This is a genomic window from Amycolatopsis sp. NPDC049868, from assembly GCF_044461365.1.
Classification (GTDB): domain Bacteria; phylum Actinomycetota; class Actinomycetes; order Mycobacteriales; family Pseudonocardiaceae; genus Amycolatopsis.
In genome coordinates, this window is sequence record NZ_JBITKV010000004.1 from 54674 (window position 1) to 72625 (window position 17952).

13 protein-coding genes are annotated in these 17952 nt (G+C 69.1%); 7 read left to right on the top strand and 6 right to left on the bottom strand.

All coding sequences use genetic code 11. From position 1 onward, the window contains the following. Positions 1–10: 10 nt before the first annotated feature. A complete protein-coding gene (locus tag ACIBTM_RS18840) occupies positions 11–2908 on the top strand; it encodes an FAD-binding and (Fe-S)-binding domain-containing protein (RefSeq protein ID WP_395878222.1) in 2898 nt (965 codons plus the stop codon). Then, positions 2905–3642, top strand: a complete 738-nt coding sequence (locus ACIBTM_RS18845; RefSeq protein WP_395878224.1) for a fumarylacetoacetate hydrolase family protein — start codon at positions 2905–2907, stop codon at positions 3640–3642. Before ACIBTM_RS18840 ends, ACIBTM_RS18845 begins: the two co-directional genes overlap by 4 nt. Here ACIBTM_RS18845 and ACIBTM_RS18850 read toward each other — a convergent pair. After that, on the bottom strand, positions 3639–5207 hold the full coding sequence (locus tag ACIBTM_RS18850) for a multicopper oxidase family protein (RefSeq protein ID WP_395878226.1): 1569 nt from the start codon (positions 5205–5207) through the stop codon (positions 3639–3641). The genes ACIBTM_RS18845 and ACIBTM_RS18850 overlap by 4 nt on opposite strands. Beyond that, positions 5204–5611 carry a hypothetical protein gene (locus ACIBTM_RS18855; RefSeq protein ID WP_395878228.1) on the bottom strand — a complete coding sequence of 136 codons (408 nt, stop codon included), beginning with the start codon at positions 5609–5611 and terminating at the stop codon, positions 5204–5206. The genes ACIBTM_RS18850 and ACIBTM_RS18855 overlap by 4 nt, the downstream gene beginning before the upstream one ends. Positions 5612–5691: 80 nt before the next feature. On the opposite strand from ACIBTM_RS18855, the gene ACIBTM_RS18860 reads away from it, so the two are divergent. Continuing rightward, positions 5692–6588 (top strand): LysR family transcriptional regulator, encoded by an 897-nt coding sequence (locus ACIBTM_RS18860; RefSeq protein ID WP_395878230.1) that lies wholly within the window; start codon positions 5692–5694, stop codon positions 6586–6588. An 18-nt stretch (positions 6589–6606) separates the two neighbouring features. On the opposite strand, the gene ACIBTM_RS18865 is transcribed toward ACIBTM_RS18860, so the two are convergent. From ACIBTM_RS18865 to ACIBTM_RS18875, 3 genes are all read right to left on the bottom strand, one after another. After that, positions 6607–7701 (bottom strand): S1 family peptidase, encoded by a 1095-nt coding sequence (locus tag ACIBTM_RS18865; RefSeq protein WP_395878232.1) that lies wholly within the window; start codon positions 7699–7701, stop codon positions 6607–6609. A gap of 266 nt (positions 7702–7967) precedes the next feature. Further along, positions 7968–9110, bottom strand: a complete 1143-nt coding sequence (locus ACIBTM_RS18870; protein ID WP_395878233.1) for a GDSL-type esterase/lipase family protein — start codon at positions 9108–9110, stop codon at positions 7968–7970. Positions 9111–9118: 8 nt separating this feature from the next. Beyond that, complete coding sequence (locus ACIBTM_RS18875) at positions 9119–9691, bottom strand: TetR/AcrR family transcriptional regulator (RefSeq protein ID WP_395878235.1); 573 nt, start codon at positions 9689–9691, stop codon at positions 9119–9121. 97 nt (positions 9692–9788) lie between these two features. On the opposite strand from ACIBTM_RS18875, the gene ACIBTM_RS18880 reads away from it, so the two are divergent. The 4 genes from ACIBTM_RS18880 to ACIBTM_RS18895 all read left to right on the top strand — a co-directional run bounded on the left by ACIBTM_RS18880 (position 9789) and on the right by ACIBTM_RS18895 (position 14826). Continuing rightward, positions 9789–10784 (top strand): hypothetical protein, encoded by a 996-nt coding sequence (locus tag ACIBTM_RS18880; protein ID WP_395878237.1) that lies wholly within the window; start codon positions 9789–9791, stop codon positions 10782–10784. 42 nt (positions 10785–10826) lie between these two features. Next, positions 10827–12170, top strand: a complete 1344-nt coding sequence (locus ACIBTM_RS18885; RefSeq protein ID WP_395878239.1) for an FAD-binding protein — start codon at positions 10827–10829, stop codon at positions 12168–12170. A 28-nt stretch (positions 12171–12198) separates the two neighbouring features. After that, entirely contained in the window at positions 12199–12954 is a 756-nt protein-coding gene (locus ACIBTM_RS18890) for an EI24 domain-containing protein (protein WP_395878241.1), read from the top strand. Positions 12955–13032: 78 nt separating this feature from the next. Next, positions 13033–14826, top strand: a complete 1794-nt coding sequence (locus ACIBTM_RS18895) for a carboxypeptidase regulatory-like domain-containing protein (protein WP_395878243.1) — start codon at positions 13033–13035, stop codon at positions 14824–14826. A gap of 67 nt (positions 14827–14893) precedes the next feature. On the opposite strand, the gene ACIBTM_RS18900 is transcribed toward ACIBTM_RS18895, so the two are convergent. Then, complete coding sequence (locus ACIBTM_RS18900; RefSeq protein ID WP_395878245.1) at positions 14894–17878, bottom strand: family 16 glycoside hydrolase; 2985 nt, start codon at positions 17876–17878, stop codon at positions 14894–14896. Positions 17879–17952: the final 74 nt, after the last annotated feature.

The following is a 17952-nucleotide window of genomic DNA, read 5'->3' on the forward strand; positions in this document are numbered from 1 at the left end:
GGGCCCGCCGATGACCAGCCTTCTCGAAGAAGCGTTGCGTGCCCGGATCAACGGCGAAGTCGCCTTCGACGACTACACGCGCCACCTGTTCTCCCGCGACGCGAGCATGTACTCGATCATGCCGCGCGGGGTCGTGTTCCCCGTCGATCACGAAGACGTCGCCGCGGCCGTCGCCACCGCGGCGGAGTTCGGCGTGCCCGTCGTCGCGCGCGGGGCGGGCACCAGCCTGGCCGGGCAGACCGTCGGCCCGGGTCTGGTGCTCGACCTGTCGCGGCATATGAACCGCATCATCGAACTCGATCCCGTCGCGCGGACCGCCGTCGTCGAACCCGGCGTCGTCCAGGACCAGCTCAACAAGGCGGCGGCCGCGCACGGGCTGATGTTCGGGCCCGACACCTCCACCAGCAACCGCGCCACGATCGGCGGCATGGTCGGCAACAACTCGGCGGGTTCTGGGTCGCTGACCTTCGGCATGACCATCGATCACGTCCGCGCGCTGGACGTCGTCCTCGCCGACGGCTCCACCGCCCGGCTGGAACCGGTGAGCGAAACCGAACGTTCGCGGCGCGCCGAGGCGGACACGCTCGAAGGCCGCATCTACCGCGAACTCCCCGAACTCGTCACCGCGCACGAGGACGTCATCGCCAAGGGCATGCCGGTGTTCTGGCGTCGCGCGTGCGGCTACCGGCTCGACCGCCTCTCCGGATACGGCGACGGCAAACCCTTCGATCTGGCCAAATTCGTCGTCGGGGCGGAGGGCACACTCGTGCTGGCCACCCGGATCGAAGTCGATCTGGTGCCCAAACCGAAGAAGACCGTCTACGCGGTCGGGCATTTCGAGACGACGCACGGCGCGATTTCGGCGACGCTCGACGCGCTCAGCTGCGGGCCGCACCAGGTCGAGATGATGGACAAGACGATCCTCGATCTGTCGCGGCGGAAGATCGAGTACGCCGATCTCGGCAACCATCTCGCCGGCGATCCGGAGGCGCTGCTGTTCGTGTCCTTTTCCGGCGACGACGAGACCCTGCTGGCGGCCAAACTCGACGAGGTCGCCGCGCTCTGGAAGCGCAACGGACACGGCTACCACACGCTCAAGCTCGTCACGGCCGCCGAACAGGCGGCGCTGCTCAAGGTGCGCAAGTCCAGCCTCGGCCTGCTGATGGCGGCGGGCGAGGGGACCAGGCGGCCGCTGGCGTTCGTCGAGGACACCGCCGTCGCCCCCGAGCACCTCGCGGAGTACACCGCGCGGTTCAAGGAGATCCTCGACGAGCACCGCCTGGAGGCCGGGTTCTACGGCCATTGTTCGGTCGGCTGCCTGCACATCCGGCCGTTCGTCGACCTGACCGACCCCGCTCAGGTCGACACGATGCGCGCGGTCGCGGAGAAGATCAAGGATCTCGTGGCCGAATTCGGCGGCGTGAACTCCTCCGAACACGGCGACGGCCTCGCCCGCTCGGAGTTCAACCGCGAGATCTTCGGCGACGAACTCTACGAAGCCATGCGCCAGGTCAAGAAACTCTTCGATCCCGCGGGCACGATGAACCCCGGCAAGATCGTCGACGCGCCCTCGATGACGGAGAACCTGCGCGACCGCGACGCCCTGCCACCCGCGCCGCCGATGCGGACCATGCTGTCGTTCGAGGTCGTCGGCGGGATGCGCGACGCCGCCGACCGTTGCATGAACATCGGGTTGTGCCGCAAGACCACCGGCGGCGTGATGTGCCCGTCGTACCAGGTCACCCTGCAGGAAGAGCATTCCACCCGCGGCCGGGCCAACGCGCTGGTCAAGGCTCTTTCCGAGCCGGACCCGAAGGCCGCGCTCGGCGGGGAACGCCTGCACGAGATCCTCGACCTGTGCCTGATGTGCAAGGCCTGCAAGAGCGAATGCCCGATGAGCGTCGACATGGCCTCGCTCAAGGCCGAAACCCTGCACCAGCACCACGAGGAGCACGGGACGCCGCTGCGGTCACGGATCTTCGGTTCGATCAGGTTCCTCAACCGGCTCGGCTCGGCCACCGCCCCACTGTCCAATGTGCCCGGTCGGATCGGGCCGCTCCGCAAGCTCATGGAGCGGGCGGTCGGCATCAAGGCCGAACGGCCGCTGCCGAAGTTCGCGCGGGACAACCTCGTGCGCTGGAACCGCCGCCGGGTGACGGCGCCGGGGACGGCGGGCACGGTGAACTGGCTCGCGGACTCCTTCACCACCTTCACCGAACCGCAGATCGGCAAGGCGGCCATCGAGCTGCTCGAAAGCGCGGGCTGGGCGGTGGAACTCGCGTCCGGGGGCTGCTGTGGACGGTCGAGCCTGTCCAAAGGCCTGCTGGACGATGCCAAGAAGAAGGCCACCGGACTGGTCACGTCCTTGGCCCGCGACACCGAACCGGGATCGCCGATCGTCGGTTGTGAGCCGTCGTGCGTGTTCACCCTGCGCGACGAGACTTTGGCGCTGCTGCCGGAACTTCCCGAAGCGCGGCAGATCAAGGAGCGCGTCCGCCAGGTGGAGGAACTGCTCGTCGAGGCCATCGACGACGGCAGGCTGAACCTGCCGGACCGATCGTGGCTGAGCGGGCGGCGGGTGGTCTTCCACGGCCACTGTCACCAGAAGGCGGAGGTCGGCACCGCCGCCACCATGGCGCTCCTGCGCCGCATCCCGGGGCTGGAGGTCGCCGAGATCGACTCCGGCTGTTGCGGGATGGCGGGCTCGTTCGGCTTCGAGGCCGAGCATTACGAGACCTCGATGGCCGTCGGCCGCGACCGGCTTTTCCCGGCGCTGGAGCAGGAACCGGCCGAAACGCTGGTCGCCGCCACCGGGGTTTCGTGCCGTCAGCAGATCTTCCACGGTGCGGGGCGCACGGCGTGGCATCCGCTCGAACTGGTCCGTGAAGCGCTCGGTGGTCCGGCATGAGGCTGGTCCGCTTCGACCGGGAGGGTGCCGCCCGGACGGGCTGTCTCGAAGGTGACGTCGTCCGCGCGTATGACCCGGCCACCGGCCCCGGCGAGGTCGTCGGCCCGCTGTCCGGGATCCGGCTGCTCGCCCCGTGCGAGCCGCGCACGATCGTCTGTGTCGGCAGCAACTATCCCTGCCAGCTGAAGGAAAAGGGCCGCCCGTGGCCGGAGCGGCCCGCCCTGTTCCTCAAGGCACCGAACGCCGTCGCGGGTCCGGGGCAGCCGATCCTGCGGCCACCCGAGGTCGAACGCCTGGAGTACGAGGGCGAACTGGCCGTCGTCATCGGCAGAACCGCGCGGAACCTGACCGCGGACGACGCCGCCGAGCACATCCTCGGCTACACCTGCGCCAACGACGTCACCGCGCACGACTGGCGGGCCGACGGCCAATGGGCGCGGGCCAAGAGCGCCGACACGTTCCTGCCGCTCGGGCCCTGGATCACCACCGGCATCGAGAACGGAGACCTCGAGGTGACCACGCGGATCAACGATCGACTCGCCCAGAGAGCCACCACCCGGGAGATGATCTTCGGCGTGCCGGAGATCCTCGCGTGGGTGACCCGCTGGTTCACCCTGCGCCCCGGCGACGTCGTGCTCACCGGCAGCCCTGCCGGGGTCGGGCCGATGAAGCCGGGGGACGAGGTCACCGTCGCGATCGAGGGGGTCGGGGAGCTGACCAACCCGGTCCGCTAGACCACCTCGAAATTCGCCATCATCGCCATGTCCTCGTGTTCGGCGTTGTGGCAATGGAAGACGTACCGGCCGCGGTAGCCGTCGAAGCGGGCGATGACCTCGACCGACTCGCCCGGGGCCAGATCGACGGTGTCCTTGATACCGCCGTCGAACGGTCCCGGCGGCCGCCCGCCACGGGAAAGGATCCGGAATCCCACCAGATGCAGATGCACGGGATGGTGGATGTCGGCGACGAACCGCCAGATCTCGGTGTCGCCGAGGCGCGGGCTCGCCGACATCAGGTCCGGCGAGAACGGTTCCCCGCCGATCACCCAGCCCGCGCGACCGTGGACGGTACCCGCGCGGAACGAGAAGTCGCGCGTGGTCGTGGCCTGCTCGCGGGTAAGCGGCGGGATTTCGCCGAGTTTCGCGGGAACCCGGCTGTCGTCCGGCGCGCGGCGCGCGACGACGAACCGCATGACCTGTGCGGTCGAGCCGGTGCCGAGCCGGTTCACGAGAGTGACCTCGGTACCGACCGGATACCGGCCGAAGTCGACGACGACGTCGTACCGTTCCGCCGGTGCGATGGGGAGATGATCATGGGCGCGCGGTGCGTCGAGCAGGCCCTGGTCGGCGCCGATCTGCACGAAACCGCCTCCGCCGGGTGGCGGCGGGTCGAGCGCCAGGTCGTAACGCCGCGCGTTGGAGCCGTTGAGGATACGCAGCCGGTATCGCGCGGCCGCCACCTCGTGCACCGGCCACGGCGCGCCGTTGACGAGGATCACGTCACCGAAAACGCCTTCCACGTAAGCACTTTCGACGCCCGGCGTGGTCCGCAGGGTCCGGTCGAGAGAGGGGTAGGCGAACTCGCCGTGCTCGTCGAAGGAACGGTCGGCGATCATCAACGGCAGCTCGCGTTCCCCGGACGGGAGCCCCAGCGCGTCTTCCTCGTCGTCGCGGATCAGGTGGAATCCGGCCAGGCCCCGGTACACGGCCGGTCCGGTGAAGTCCATGCGATGGTCGTGGTACCACAGGGTCGCGGCCCGTTGCCGCAGCGGGAAGACGTAGTCGCGCTCCCCGTTCGAGATCCGGGCACGGGCGTCGACCATGCCGTGCCCGGCGTGCGCGGTGTTCCAGCCGGACCGCGGCAGGACGAGATCGGTCGGGTAGCCGTCGGATTCGGCCGGCGTGTGCCCGCCGTGCAGGTGGACCACGGTCGGCACGGGAAGTTCGTTGCGATGATGCGCCACCACCGTCCGGTCCCGTCGCGATTCGATGGTCGGACCGGGGAAGATCCCGTCGTAGCCCCAGATCGGCGTCCGGACACCGGGCAGGATCTCGGCCGTCGCCGCCCGCTGGGTGATCGTGTAGTGATCGGCGTCGGCGGTCCTTTGTGGACGCAGGACCGGCGGGATCGGCAGCGGTACCCGGAAGGGCTCCGGCAACGGGAGCCCGCTGCGCAGCAACTCACCGGTCCCCGGCGCGCCTTGCGCGAGCAGGCGGGGAGCCGCGATCCCGGCGGCGACGAGGACACCGGCTCCGCCGGCGAGTCCGAGGAAGGTCCTGCGGGGAAGACGGCGGCTCATCGGCGCGCCCGCCAGGCCTGCGGCCGCCAGACGGCGATGGTCGTCAGCACCGCTCCGGTGACCAGCGCGACGCCGAGTGGGATGTGCAGATCGAGCGTGCCGGCCATCCCGGCGAGGTACTGCGCCGTCTCGCCCACGGCGAGCAGCAGGCTGATCCAGAACAGCCAGCGCGGTCCGCGGACCAGCCAGAGGACCAAGGCCGCCAGGATCTGCGCGTACGCCAGGTACGACACCGCGTCCGCGCCCCAGCGATGCAGCCACAGCATGTCGTAGTCGCCGCCGAGATAGCCGCCGGCGAACACCGGCTGGCCGATGATCGCGACGGCGTGGGCGCTCACCAGCACCCGGTTCACCACCAGCGTCCCGTTCGCCTTCCGGCCCGGGCTGGTCAGGGTTTCACTCACGCGATCGAACGTAAGAGCCGAGGCCTTATGCTGTCCAAGACAAGATCGGTTATCTGTTCATAACAGGTGAGGTATCAGCAGTGGATCTTCTGGCCCTCCGGTACTTCCAGACGGTCGCCCGGCTCGAACACGTCGGCCGCGCGGCCGAGAAGCTGCGAGTCGCGCAACCCTCGCTCAGCCGGACCTTGGCCAGGCTGGAAACCGAACTCGGCGTACCGCTGTTCGACCGGCACGGCCGGCGGATCAGGCTCAACCGGTTCGGCGCCGCGTTCCTCCGCCGCGTCGACCGGGCGCTGGCCGAACTCGACGACGCCCGTCAGGAGCTCGACGACGCGGCCGGGTTGGAACGCGGCACCGTCACGGTCGCGGCCGAAAGCCTGCTTGCTCTCACTGAGCCTCTCCGCACCTTCGTTCCCGGGCACCCGCTGGTGGACGTGCGGCTGTCCCAGGCGTCGGCGGAGGGCATGGCGGAGAAGCTGCGATCCGGCGAGGTCGACCTGTGCATCACTTCGCAGCCCTTGGCCGGCAACGACATCCGCAGCAGCATGCTGCTCGACGAACAGGTGTTCCTCTGCGTGCCTTCCGGGCACCGGCTCGCCGGGCGTGGCCGCGTCGGCCTGGCGGACCTCGAAGGCGAGCCGTTCCTCACCACGCGCCCCGGGTACTGGCAGCGCGCGCTCGTCGAGCGCCTGTTCGCGAAGGCCGGGCTGGAACTCCGCATCGTGTGCGAGGGCGACGAAGCCACCGTGCTCTTCCAGCTCATCGACGCGGGCCTCGGGCTCGCGTTCGTGCCGTCGCTCGGACTGCGGCCCGAGACCAGCCAGACGGTGGTCTGGCTCGACGTCGACGATCCCGAATGCCGGCGCGTGCTCAGCGTCGCGTGGCGCGAGGACACCTATCTTTCCGTCGCGGCACGACGTTTCCGTGACCACGCCGTCGAGCACTTCCACGCACAGGCCGGGCCCCGGTCGCGGTGACCGGGGCCCGGGACCTGCCTACGGGTTGAGCGTGACGCTGTAGGCGCTCATCGCCTCGCCGATCGGCTGGAAGTACGAGGTGCCGCTGCCCTTGCCGGAGGTGATGCCCAGTCCGACGCTGCCGGAGAACAGGCAGCCGCCCGAGTCGCCGGGGTTGACCAGCGCGTTGGTCTGGATCAGCTGGTGCACCGAGCCTTCGGCGTAGTTCACCGTGACATTCAGCCGCTGCACCGAACCCGAGGTGAGCCGGGTGGTGCTGCCGCTCTTGCTGATCCGCTGCCCGACGGTGGCGGAACCGGCGGAGGCGATCCGCTGGGTGGAGCCGTTCCACAGGGTGACCGCGCCCGGTGCGCTGCCGGTGGTGTTGCGGATCAGGCCGTAGTCGTTGGTCGGGAAGCTGGCGCCCTGCGACGGCCCGACGTTCCACTGCGACACCGCGCGGGTGCAGTGGCCGGCGTCGAGGATGTAGTTCTGGCCGCCGCGGTTGGTGTTGAACCCGACCGAGCAGCGGGTTCCGCCGCCGGTGATGGCCTCGCCGTTGTAGATCGCGGTGTGCATCTCGCCGGTGGTCCGCTCCACGCGGACCCGGTCGCCGAGCGCTTCCGCGGCCTTCACGAGGACCTCGGAGCCCTTCGCGGCGTCGGAAATGGTCAGCACGACCTGGTTGGCCTTGGGGTCGAGGCCGATCGAGGTGTGCGCGACCGTGGGCAATGCCTGCAGGGCGTTCTGCGCGCCCGCGAGCGCCGCGCTGGAGTGCTTGACCAGGCGGGCCCGCGCGCCGGTCGCGGTCACCTGGTCGGCGGCGGCCTGGTCGAGCACGTTCACCACCGGCTTGGCGGCGTCGTCGAGGTAGCCGTCGGCGGCACGGGAGCCGAGGGACGCGGTGACCTTCTGCAGCGTTTCGACGCTGGCCGTCTGCGTCCGGAGGAACTCGACCGCGGCGGCCTGGCTCATCCCGGTTTCGGCGGCGAGGGACGTCACCGCCTCGTGCTGCACCGTGGGGGAGTAGCCCGCGATGGTGGTGGCGGTGGCCGTGGAAGGGGCGAGGAAGCCGACGGCCGCGGCGGCGGCCACCAGTGTGGTGGCGGTACGGGCCAAGGGGTTTGTGCGCATACCGGTGACTCACTTTCGCGAGGGAGGATCCAGCGCGAGGGGTGGCCGCACTGGACACAGTGGGGTCGCCGGGCACGGCCAAGGCGACCCGGCACCGGTGATCCGGTGCTGATCATGGTGATCCGCCGCACCGGGGGCGGATACCGACTTTCGTTGGACAGGAAGAAAAATAGGTACCCGCAAACGGGGCTACCGAGGTATACGCGCACAGTAACCGCGGTGGCTCGTGAGTGGTGAGGACGGTTGCCGAAAACCGTCCTCACCACTCACGAGGCGTCGAAAGCCAGTCGCGCGAAGCGTTCCCCGATGAGCCGATGCGTGGCCGCGTCCGGATGAAGGTGGTCCGGCAGCGGCAGCTCGGCATGGTCGGACTCGCCGTACAGTTCGAGGCCGTCGAGGTGGCGCAGGTTCGGATCGCTCGCGCTCCGCTCCTTGACGATGCGGGCGAGTTCGTCGCGGATCACGGTGAGCGTCAGCTTTCCCGCGGCGGTCTCCGCGGGATCACCGGTCGCCCTGAACCGCACTTTTCCTTCCCGCAAAGCGTCCGGGTCGAACTCGCCGGGCCCTGGCGTGTGCTCGTGGATGGGGCAATAGAGCGGCGAGACGACCAGCAACGGCGTCGTGGGATGACCTTCCCTGATGGTGTCGAGGAAACCGTGCACCGCCGGGCCGAACGCGCGCAGCCGCATCAGGTCCGCGTTGACGACGTTGATCCCGATCTTGAGACTGATGAAGTCGGCCGCCGTGTCCCGCATCGCCCGGGCGGTGAACGGGTCGAGCAGCGCGCTGCCGCCGAAGCCGAGGTTGACCAGTTCCCGTCCGGCGATGGCCGCGGCCCTGGCCGGCCAGATCCCGGTCGGGGTCGCCGCGTTGGATCCTTGACTGATGGAGCTGCCATGGTGCAGCCAGGTCTTGCGACCGGACGACTGGACACTGTGGACGGACGCGTCGGTGCGCAAGGCGACGAGCCGTGTCGTTTCGTTGTGCGGCAGCCAGATCTCGACGTTCTTCTCGTGCCCGGGAAGCCCGTCGAACCGCAGGGTCCGGACGGGGCCGGACTGGTGCCGCGCCGTGCCGGTGGCCAGGTCGACGGTGATCGTGTCGCCCTCGGTCACGCTTCCTTGTCCGGCGAGCCGTCCGTCGACGAGCAGTTCGTAGACGCCATCGGGCCGGGGCGGTGTGCCGGCGAAGACCCGTTTGGTGGCCAGGACGTCCAGTTCGACAAGTGACGCCGTGCTGCGGAAGACCAGCCGCACCCCGGACGGTTGCGATTCCGCCATGGTCAGCTGGCCGTCGGGGATCTGCTGCCTGGCCGGGGCGGGCAGCCGGTGGGGGAGCACACCGCGTTCGGTGTGTTCGAGGTCCAGTGCGCCGCGGACAAGGGCGGCGGTGATCGGGGTGGTGAGCATTCTTCCGTTCATTTCGTTCGGGGCCAAGCGCGCAGCAGGACGTCGAGCGCGTCGAGGATCTCGGTCCAGCTCTCCAGTGAGCCGGGTGTGCTGTGACTGAAGCCTCCGGCGGCTTCCAGGCCGACGAAGCCGCTGAACACGCTGCCCAGCAGCCGGACCGCGTGCGTCTGGTGCGGTTCGGCGAGGTCGTAGCCGCGCAGGATCGCCCGCGTCAGTTCGGCGTGCCGGGCGCCGGCGCTGGTGGACGCCTGCTCCGGGGTGAGCCGGAATCTCGCGGCGGTGAATCTGCCGGGGTGTTCGAGCGCGTAGTCACGGTGGACGTTCGCCAAGGCGATCAGGGCGTCCTTGCCCGCCAGGCCCGCCACCGCGGTGGCGGCGAGATCGGCGAGTTCGGCCAAGGCCAGCAGGGCGATCTCGGTCTTCAGCTCGTGAGCGTTCCGCACATGCGAATACAGGCTCGCCGTCTTGACGCCGCACCGCTTCGCGAGCTCGGTGGGGGTCACGTGCTCGAAGCCGATCTCGTCGGCGAGCTCCGCACCCGCCTGGACCACACGTTCCGTGGTCAGTCCCGCTCTCGCCATGGCGGCCACTTTAGCATAGTCCATTCGGGACTTGCCTAATGGTATTAGGAAGCAAACCTGGGTTCGGTAGCACCCACGTCGACGGAGACTGGCGTCCATGCCGCTCGCCCTCATCCGCGGATTCCTGACCGGGATCATCACCGGGACGACCCTGTGCGCGTTCATCGTGGGGATCGTCATCGAGTACGTTCCCCTGATCATCACGGGCGTCGGGCTTCCCGTCGTCTACGGACTCCTGCTCCACGTCGCCGGGGCGCCGCGACGGGCTCGCGAGGCGAAGGTCGCGCCGGTGATGGCGCTCGCCAAGATCGAGAGCCTCCGCGCCGGGGGTACCGAGACGGGGGACATCCCGGTCGCCTTCGTCCTCACCGTCGCCCCCGATGGCGTGGCGACGTATCGCTTGAAGATCACCCACGGCATCAACCTGGTCGACATCCCGAACTACCGGCCGGGCGGCATCCTCGTCGTGCGGTACCCGCCGGACCGGCCGTGGAAGGCACAGGTCGTCGAGCGGCTGTCGCCGGAGTGGGAGCGCCGCGTGGCCGAAGCGGCGATCGAATCCGCCCCGGAGGCCGGCCTGGTCGAGGAGCCGCCGGACGGCTGTGCGTTCGGCGCGCTCGCGGTCCTCGGATTCGCGCTCGGCGCCGCTCTCGTGCTGTTCCTTTTCCGCGCGGAGCTGTTCGCGCCGGAAGCGCCCGCGCGAGCGGAAGAAACCCGGTCCAGCACGACCACGTCCTCCTCGGGATCCGCGATCGTGAACGTCGACAGGTCCCTGCTGGGCGAAGGGGAGTTGCGCCGGGCGATCGACGCGCTGGCGCGGGCCACGGACGTCTCCCAGGTGATCACCGCGGTCGTCGAGGACCGGCGCCTGACGGTGGTCTTCGCCCCGACGGACGCCCAGGTGCCGCGGTTCGACCTCCGTGCACTGGCGGTCGACCGCGTCCCGGGCCTCGTCCAGCGTGCGAAGGCGACCATCGACGTCGGGGAGCCGCAGACGTGGCAGGTCACGATCATCCCGTTCGGGACCGCGGTGAGCAGCCGGGTGATCGTGACCGGCCCCGGCGGCAGCGGCTCACTCGCGGACGGTGGCTGACGTCGCCCGTGCTTTCCGGGCTCGGCTCGGTAGCGTGCGGTCATGACCGACGAGATCCTGCCCGCCATCGCCGGAGAGATCCTCACCGGAGAAGCCGCCTTGTCCGTCGCCGGCAAGGACTGGGGGAATTTGATCCACGCGAGGCCAGGCCTGGTGGTGAGGCCGGCTTCGGTGACCGACGTAGCCGTCGTGCTCAAGTTCGCCGCCGCGCGAGGCCTTCCGGTCGCCGCCCGCGGCGCCGGGCATTCGCCGTACGGGCAGGGGCAGGTCGACGGCGGCATCGTGCTGGACATGACCTCGCTGCCGCCGCGCCGGGTGGTCACCGGCGACCTGGTGTCGGTGGACGCCGGTGCGCGCTGGCGGGAGGTACTGGAAACGACGTTGCCGCACGGGCTGGCACCCCCGGTGCTCACCGACTATCTCGAGCTGACCGTCGCGGGCACGCTGGTGGTCGGCGGGATCGGCGGCGCGGCCCACCACCACGGCACGCAGACCGATGGCGTGGTGGAACTGGAGGTCGTCACCGGCACCGGTGAGGTGCTGACCTGCTCCCGCGACACGAACGCGGACCTGTTCGACGCAGTCCTCGCCGGTCTGGGGCAATGCGGGGTGATCACCCGCGCGACGCTGCGGCTGACCCCGGCCCCGGCGCGGGCCCGCCGGTGGAAGCTCTACTACGACTCGCTTCCGGCGTTCCTGACCGATCAGCGCGCCGTGGTCCGCGACGGTCGTTTTGACTACCTGGAGGGCCAGCTGATTCCCGTCGAGGACGGCTGGCGGTACATGCTGGAGGCGGTCGCCTACTACACGCCGCCCGCCGAGCCGGACGAGTCCGCGTTGCTGGACTTTCTCGAATTCGACGAGCGCGAAGACGAGGACACGGCGTATTTCGACTTCCTGAACCGGATGGCAGACGGGGAGGCGGCCCTCCGTGCGATGGGAAGCTGGTTCCACCCGCATCCATGGCTGAACGTGTTCCTCACCGACGACACGGTCGAGCGGTTCGTCGCCGAAACCCTCGCCGCCACCGGCGAACCCGAACTGGGCGCCACTGGCCTGATCCTCCTCTACCCGGTGCGGAACGACCGGTTGAAGACCGCTCTGTTCAGCGTGCCGCCGGGCGAGCTCTCGTGGCTCTTTTCCCCGCTGCGGGTCGGTTCTCCCGAGGATCCGCTGCACAACGCACGCTTGCTGGAGCTCAATGTGGACCTCTACCGGAAGGCACGCGGTCTCGGCGGAAAGGTCTATCCGTCGAACGCGCTGCCGATGTCCACAGAGGACTGGCGCGCGCACTTCGGCGACGCCTGGCCGAAACTCGCCGGCGCCAAGGCCCGGTACGCGCCGGGGAACCTGCTGAACCCCGGCCAGCACCTGCGGGTGCCCTGACGCGCGCGGGCACTGGTAGAAATGTCCGGTGCGGGATTTCTTCAAGGGTATCCGGATGTTCGGGCAAGGCCTCGGCATCCTGGCGCGGTCGCCGAGGCTGCTGCTGATCGGCGCGCTGCCCGCGTTGCTGACCACGGTGCTGCTGATCGGCGGGATCGTCGCGCTGGCGTTCTGGATCGACGATCTCTCGCTGCTGATCACGCCGTTCGCCGACGACTGGTCGCCGGGCTGGCAGACGACGATCCGGGTGGCGGCCGGTGTCGCGGTGTTCGGGGTGGTGCTGGCGATCGCCATGATCGGCTTCACGGCGATCACTCTCGCCGTCGGCGGGCCGTTCTACGAGCACATCGCGGAGAAGGTCGAGGACGACCTCGGCGGCGTGCCCGGCGCGGTGGACCTGTCGTGGTGGCGGTTGCTGGTGATGGGCCTGAAGGACGGCCTGGCCTTGGTGCTGCGTTCACTGATGTTCACCATCCCGCTGCTGATCGCGGGTTTCATCCCCGTGGTGGGGCAGACCGTGGTGCCGGTCCTGCTGGCCTTGGTGACGGCGTGGTTCCTGGCGCTGGAACTGATCGCCGTGCCGTTCTACCGGCGCGGGATGGGCCTGAAGCAGCGTCGGCCGCTGCTGCGGCGGCACCGCGCGCTCGCCCTCGGGCTGGGGCTTCCCGTGTCATTGCTGTGCCTCGTCCCGTTCGCCGCGCTGATCGTGATGCCGGTCGGTTTCGTCGGTGGCGTGCTCGTCGCGCGCGAGGTCCTGGCGGCGGAGTCGGCCCCAGCCTCCTAGCCGGTGTCTGTGTCAGATGACGCAGACACCGACGGCTCCCCGGCGTCATCGTTGGCGCGACACTGAGGGGAGCTTCCGATGAAGAGAGCGTTGTTCCTGGCCGCCGCCATCCCGATCGTCGCGCTGCTGACGGCCGGTCCGGCGACGGCCGACGAGGGGATCGTGGCCGGGGTGGTCAAGGCCGCGGACTCCGGCGAGCCGGTGGCCGGAGCGTGTGTGACGCTGTTCGACCTCGACCTGAAGGAGACGGGTTCGGGGTGCGCGGGCGCGGACGGCCGCTACGAGATCGCGGGCGTCGTACCCGGCAAGTACAAGGCACGCGCGACCGCCGCCGGATACGGCGAGCTTTGGGCGTACAACAAGGGAAGCGCGCTCGCCGCCGAGGTACTGGACCTGCCGCACGGCCTGGATTTCTCGTTGCGCCAGGGCACGGCCACGGTCCGCGGGCAGATCACCGATCAGGGAAGGCCCGCCGCGGGCGCCTCGGTGAGTCTCACCGACCAGAACCAGCGGTGGTGGTCGACGGTCCTCACCGCGGCGGACGGCACCTATTCGTTCAGCGGTGTCAAGGCGGACACCTACACGATGGCGATCACCTACGGCGACCGCAGGCAATGGATCCGGCAGAAGTCGAGCTTCCCGGAAGCGGACACCTTCGCGGTCGAGGAAGGCCAGGTCGCCGTCGTCGACGAGGCCATGGTGCCGTACGGAAAGCTCCGGGTGGTCGCGACGGACGAGAAGACCGGCGCGCCCGTCGCGGGGGCGTGCTCGCAGCTCAACCGGCCCCGTCCGCCGGAACTGCGGAAATGCGCGGGCGCCGACGGAGTCATGCTGTACGAGGACGTGCCGCCGTTCGACTACTACACGCTGAGCGTGTGGGGTCCGGACGGTACGCATTACCCGGTCAACGGGCAGCAGGTCCATCTGGCCCCCGGGCAGACCACCGACTTCCGGGCGTCGATGAAACCCGCCGCGTCGGTCGTGGCCACGGTGCGGGACGCGACAACCAAGGCACCGCTGGAGCGGATCTGCGTTGACACCTACGCCCTCCCGATCGTCGGTGTCCTCGACGCGGACTATCAGTACTACTGCAGTGACGCGAACGGGAAACTGGTGATCGGGCCGATCGAACCCGGCGCGTACAAACTGCTGGTCAAGCCGCTCGACGAGCGCTACGGCATGCAGTGGGCCGGGCCGGACGGAGGCACCGGCGACATCGGGCAGGCCCGCACGGTCACCGCCGAACTCGGCAAGGCCGTCCCGACCGCGGACATCAAGATGGATCCCGCCGGCACGATCACCGGCAAGGTCACCGATCGCGCCACGGCGGCGCCGGTGAACGGCGTCTGCGTCTACCCGTACGCGGTCGATCCCCGGATCGGCTTCCGCTTCGACGTGAACTGCAGCCGGAACGGCGGGATCTACACGATCAAGGGCCTCGGGCCGTACAAGTGGCCGCTCGAATTCGCGTCTTCGCGGGGCGACTACGCGTGGCAGTGGTCGGGAGGCGGCGCGGACCGGTTCGCCGCCCGCCCGGTGCGCGTCCGGCCCGGCGCGACGGTGACCGAGAACGCCGCGCTGGTGCCGAACGGCGCGGTCAGCGGGCGGATCCTCGACAAGGACGGCAAGCCGACCTTCGGCTACGTCTACGCCTTCAGCGCGCGTACCGGCGACATCGTGGACTGGGCCACGCCGGATTCGAACGGGCAGTACACCGTCAACGGTCTCACCACGCAGAACGTCAAGATCAAGCACTACACCGATGCCGACTGCTGGTACCGCGACGCGGCCGATTTCGCTTCCGCCACACCGATTCCGGTCACCGCCGGGCAGACGACAGGAGGTGTGGACCTCCGCCCCTGCCGCCGCTGACAAGTCCGTGAAGGCCCCCTTCCCTCAGCTCAGCCGAGAGAAGGGGGCCTTCACGCGCCATGGCGAACTAGCCGATGGGCTCGATCCAGATATTGCGGAACCGCGGGTTCTCACCAGGATCCCCATGGTCCTGCAGGCGGATCGCGCCCGGTGCCGCGCTCTCCGGGATGCTGTCGCCCGTACCACCGTCGATCGCCACTTCGTTGTGGACCACGACGCCGTTCCACACCACGGTCACGCGGGCGTTGTCGGTCTTGTTCCCGGCGCCGTCGAACCGGGCGGCGCGGAAGGTGACGTCGTAGGTCTGCCAGGTCCCGGGCGCCGTCGCCATGTTCCGGTCAGGCGCCTTCTTCGAGTAGATCGCGCCCGCTTCGTTGTTCGCGAGCGTGGTGTCCCCGAAGGATTCGAGCACCTGCAGTTCGTAGCGTTCCTGGAGGTAGACCCCGCTGTTGCCCCTGGCCTGTCCGGTGACCTCCGGCGGATAGTCCGGCTCGTTCCATTCGACGTGCAGCCGGAAATCGCCGAACTGCTGCTTCGTACGGATGTCCCCGCCGTTCGACTCCATCGCCCCGCCGGACACCGGCCAGGTCGCGGCGCCGCCCGCGCGTTTCTCCCACGCGTTCAGGTCGGTGCCCTTGAACAACTGGATGCGCCGGGATTCGGTCAGGGTGAGGCTGTCGAGATTGACGTTGCCCGAGTCGCCCGTGTCGTAGCGATAGGAGATCGTGTTCGATCCGGCTGTGAGGTTCAGCGTCTCAGGTTGGGTGTTCCAGGTGTCCCAGTTGCCGGTGCTCGCGAGCCTGACCTGTTTCACCTTCGTCCCGTTGACGTAGACGGTCACCGATTTGGTCCCGGGCGCCGGATCCGGGCCGTTCGAGTAGCGCAGGGCCGCGTTGTAGGCACCGGATTTCGGCGCGTTCACGGTGAACGTCGTCGTGGCGCCCTGGTTCCAGTAGCCGTCGACGAACCCGGTGCCCGTGTAGCCGGCGTGGTTCGTGTTCGTCCCGGCGCCACCGCTCAGCGCGGCCCGCTCCGCCTCGTAGGTCGTGCTCGCCGGAGGGCCACCGACCAGGGAGTTGAGCGTGTACCAGGCTTCCGTGCTCCACAGCGCGGCGCCGGACTCCGCCGCGAACGGACGCGGCGACCGCAGGTGGACGACGTGCCCGGCCTTCAGTCCCGCCACCTGGAGCGTGACCTTCTTGCGGTCGGCCGACAGGCTCGCGGAGGTGACGGACAGAGTCTGCTCGTCGATCTTCGGCCCGCCGTAGGCAGGCGTGGGCTGGTAGCGCCACTGTTGTGCCTGGTACTTCGCCGCGAGGTTCTGCGCGGTCTCGGCCGACAGCGGCTGCGTGTACTCCAGTTCGAATCCGCCCGCGACGGCTCGCATCGCGCGGATGTCGAAGGCGTTCGTGCCGTTGGGTGTCACCTTCTGAAGGCCGTAGGCGAGTTTGCCTGGCTGGCCCCAGTTCCCGCCGCCGTCGATCCCGCCGGTGTAGATCGCACCGTCGGGGCCGAGGCTGATCCGGCTGACGCCCGACTCAAGGCCCTGGGTCATGCGGAAGACCGCACCCTGGTATTCGCCGTTGACCTTCTCCAGGAACGCTCGCTGAAGCCCGCCGTACGTCACGTCGCCGTACACCATCTGCCCGGCGAACGGGCCCGTCGGCAGCATGACCATATTGCTCGGCGAATTCGCGATCTCGTTGTGCGGCAACCACAGCACGGGCGCGGTCACCGGCTTCGCGTCGAACGGTCCCGCGGGATTGGTGTAGTGGTTGAAGAAGCGGTCCTGCTTGACCCGCACGAGCTTGTTCGCCGGCAGCCAGCCGCCCTGGTTGTCGGTGACGAAGACGTCGCCTTCCGGACCCCAGCCGATTCCGTGCGGCGTACGCAGCCCGCCGGCGATGTAGGAAACCTTGCCGGTGGTCTTTTCGACCTTGATCGTCGTGCCGCGGTTCGGCGCCGGCTGCGGGTCGGTCGTGGCGCCGCCGTAGTTGATGGACACGGAAAGGTTGGCGTAGAAGTAGCCGTCCTTGTACAGCAGGCCGAACGCGAACTCGTGGAAGTTGCCGCCGAACGGCCAGGTCGCGACCGTGCGGTAGTCGTCGGTCACGCCGTCGCCGGTGGTGTCGTTCAGTTCGACGAGCCGCGTCTTCTCCGACACGTACAGCTTGCCGTCGACGTACTTGACGCCCATCGGTTCCTTCAGCCCGCTGGCGACACGCTGCGTGCGTACCTTGCCCGGGTCGGTGTTCCCGCTGACGTTGCTCAGGAGATGGACCTCGCCGAGGACCTTGTCGGATCCGCCCCAGGTGGCGATGGCGAGCCGTCCGTCCGGCAGCCAGTCCATGCCGGTGACCTGCGGCTGGAATCCCTCGGGACGCAGATTCGTCAGCGTGAAGCCGGGGTGGACGCCGTTCAGCGGCAGGCCGTCACCGGGCGAGTCCGTGGCGCCCTCGCATTCCTTGCGTCCCGGCGATGTCACCCGCACGACGTCGGCGTCGGTGCTGAGCACCGAATTCGGCACGAGCGCGAAGTCCGCCGCGCCCGGCGGCCGCCATTCGAGGGTCACCTGCTGATCGTTGGTGTTGTCGAAATGGTCGATCCGCAGCGCGTGGTACCCGGTGCTCAGCTGCACCGACCCGGTCGCCGGAGTCGCCCCGTGCAGGCCGTCGTGGTTGATCACCGTCTGGCCGTCGATACGGAGCCGGGAGCCGTCGTCGCTGGTGAGCCGGAATTCGTACTGACCCGCGGTGGCGATGTTGATGTTCCCGATGACCTCGGAGACGAACCGCTCGTCGAGCCCGAAGTCGGCGGTGGTGGTCCAGTTGATCGTCGGCATCAGCTTGTCGACGTTGGGGGTCTGGCCGGATTTGATCGCGCAGAGCTTGGTGAGCTCGCGCTGAAGGTCGTACGTGCGGAGCGTGACACCGGGTTGCTGGGGTGGGATGGCCGCTTCGGCCGGGGCTGTCGCCAGCCCGGACAGTGCCGTGACCAGCGCCGACGAGGCGACGATGGACCGGGTGAAGCGCTTGCGGACGGACGGAAGCATCGTTGCTCCTCGGGTCGGCGGCGGAGCACCTCTGTGACGTCGCTGAACCTAAGAGGACTTTCGATCGAAGTCAA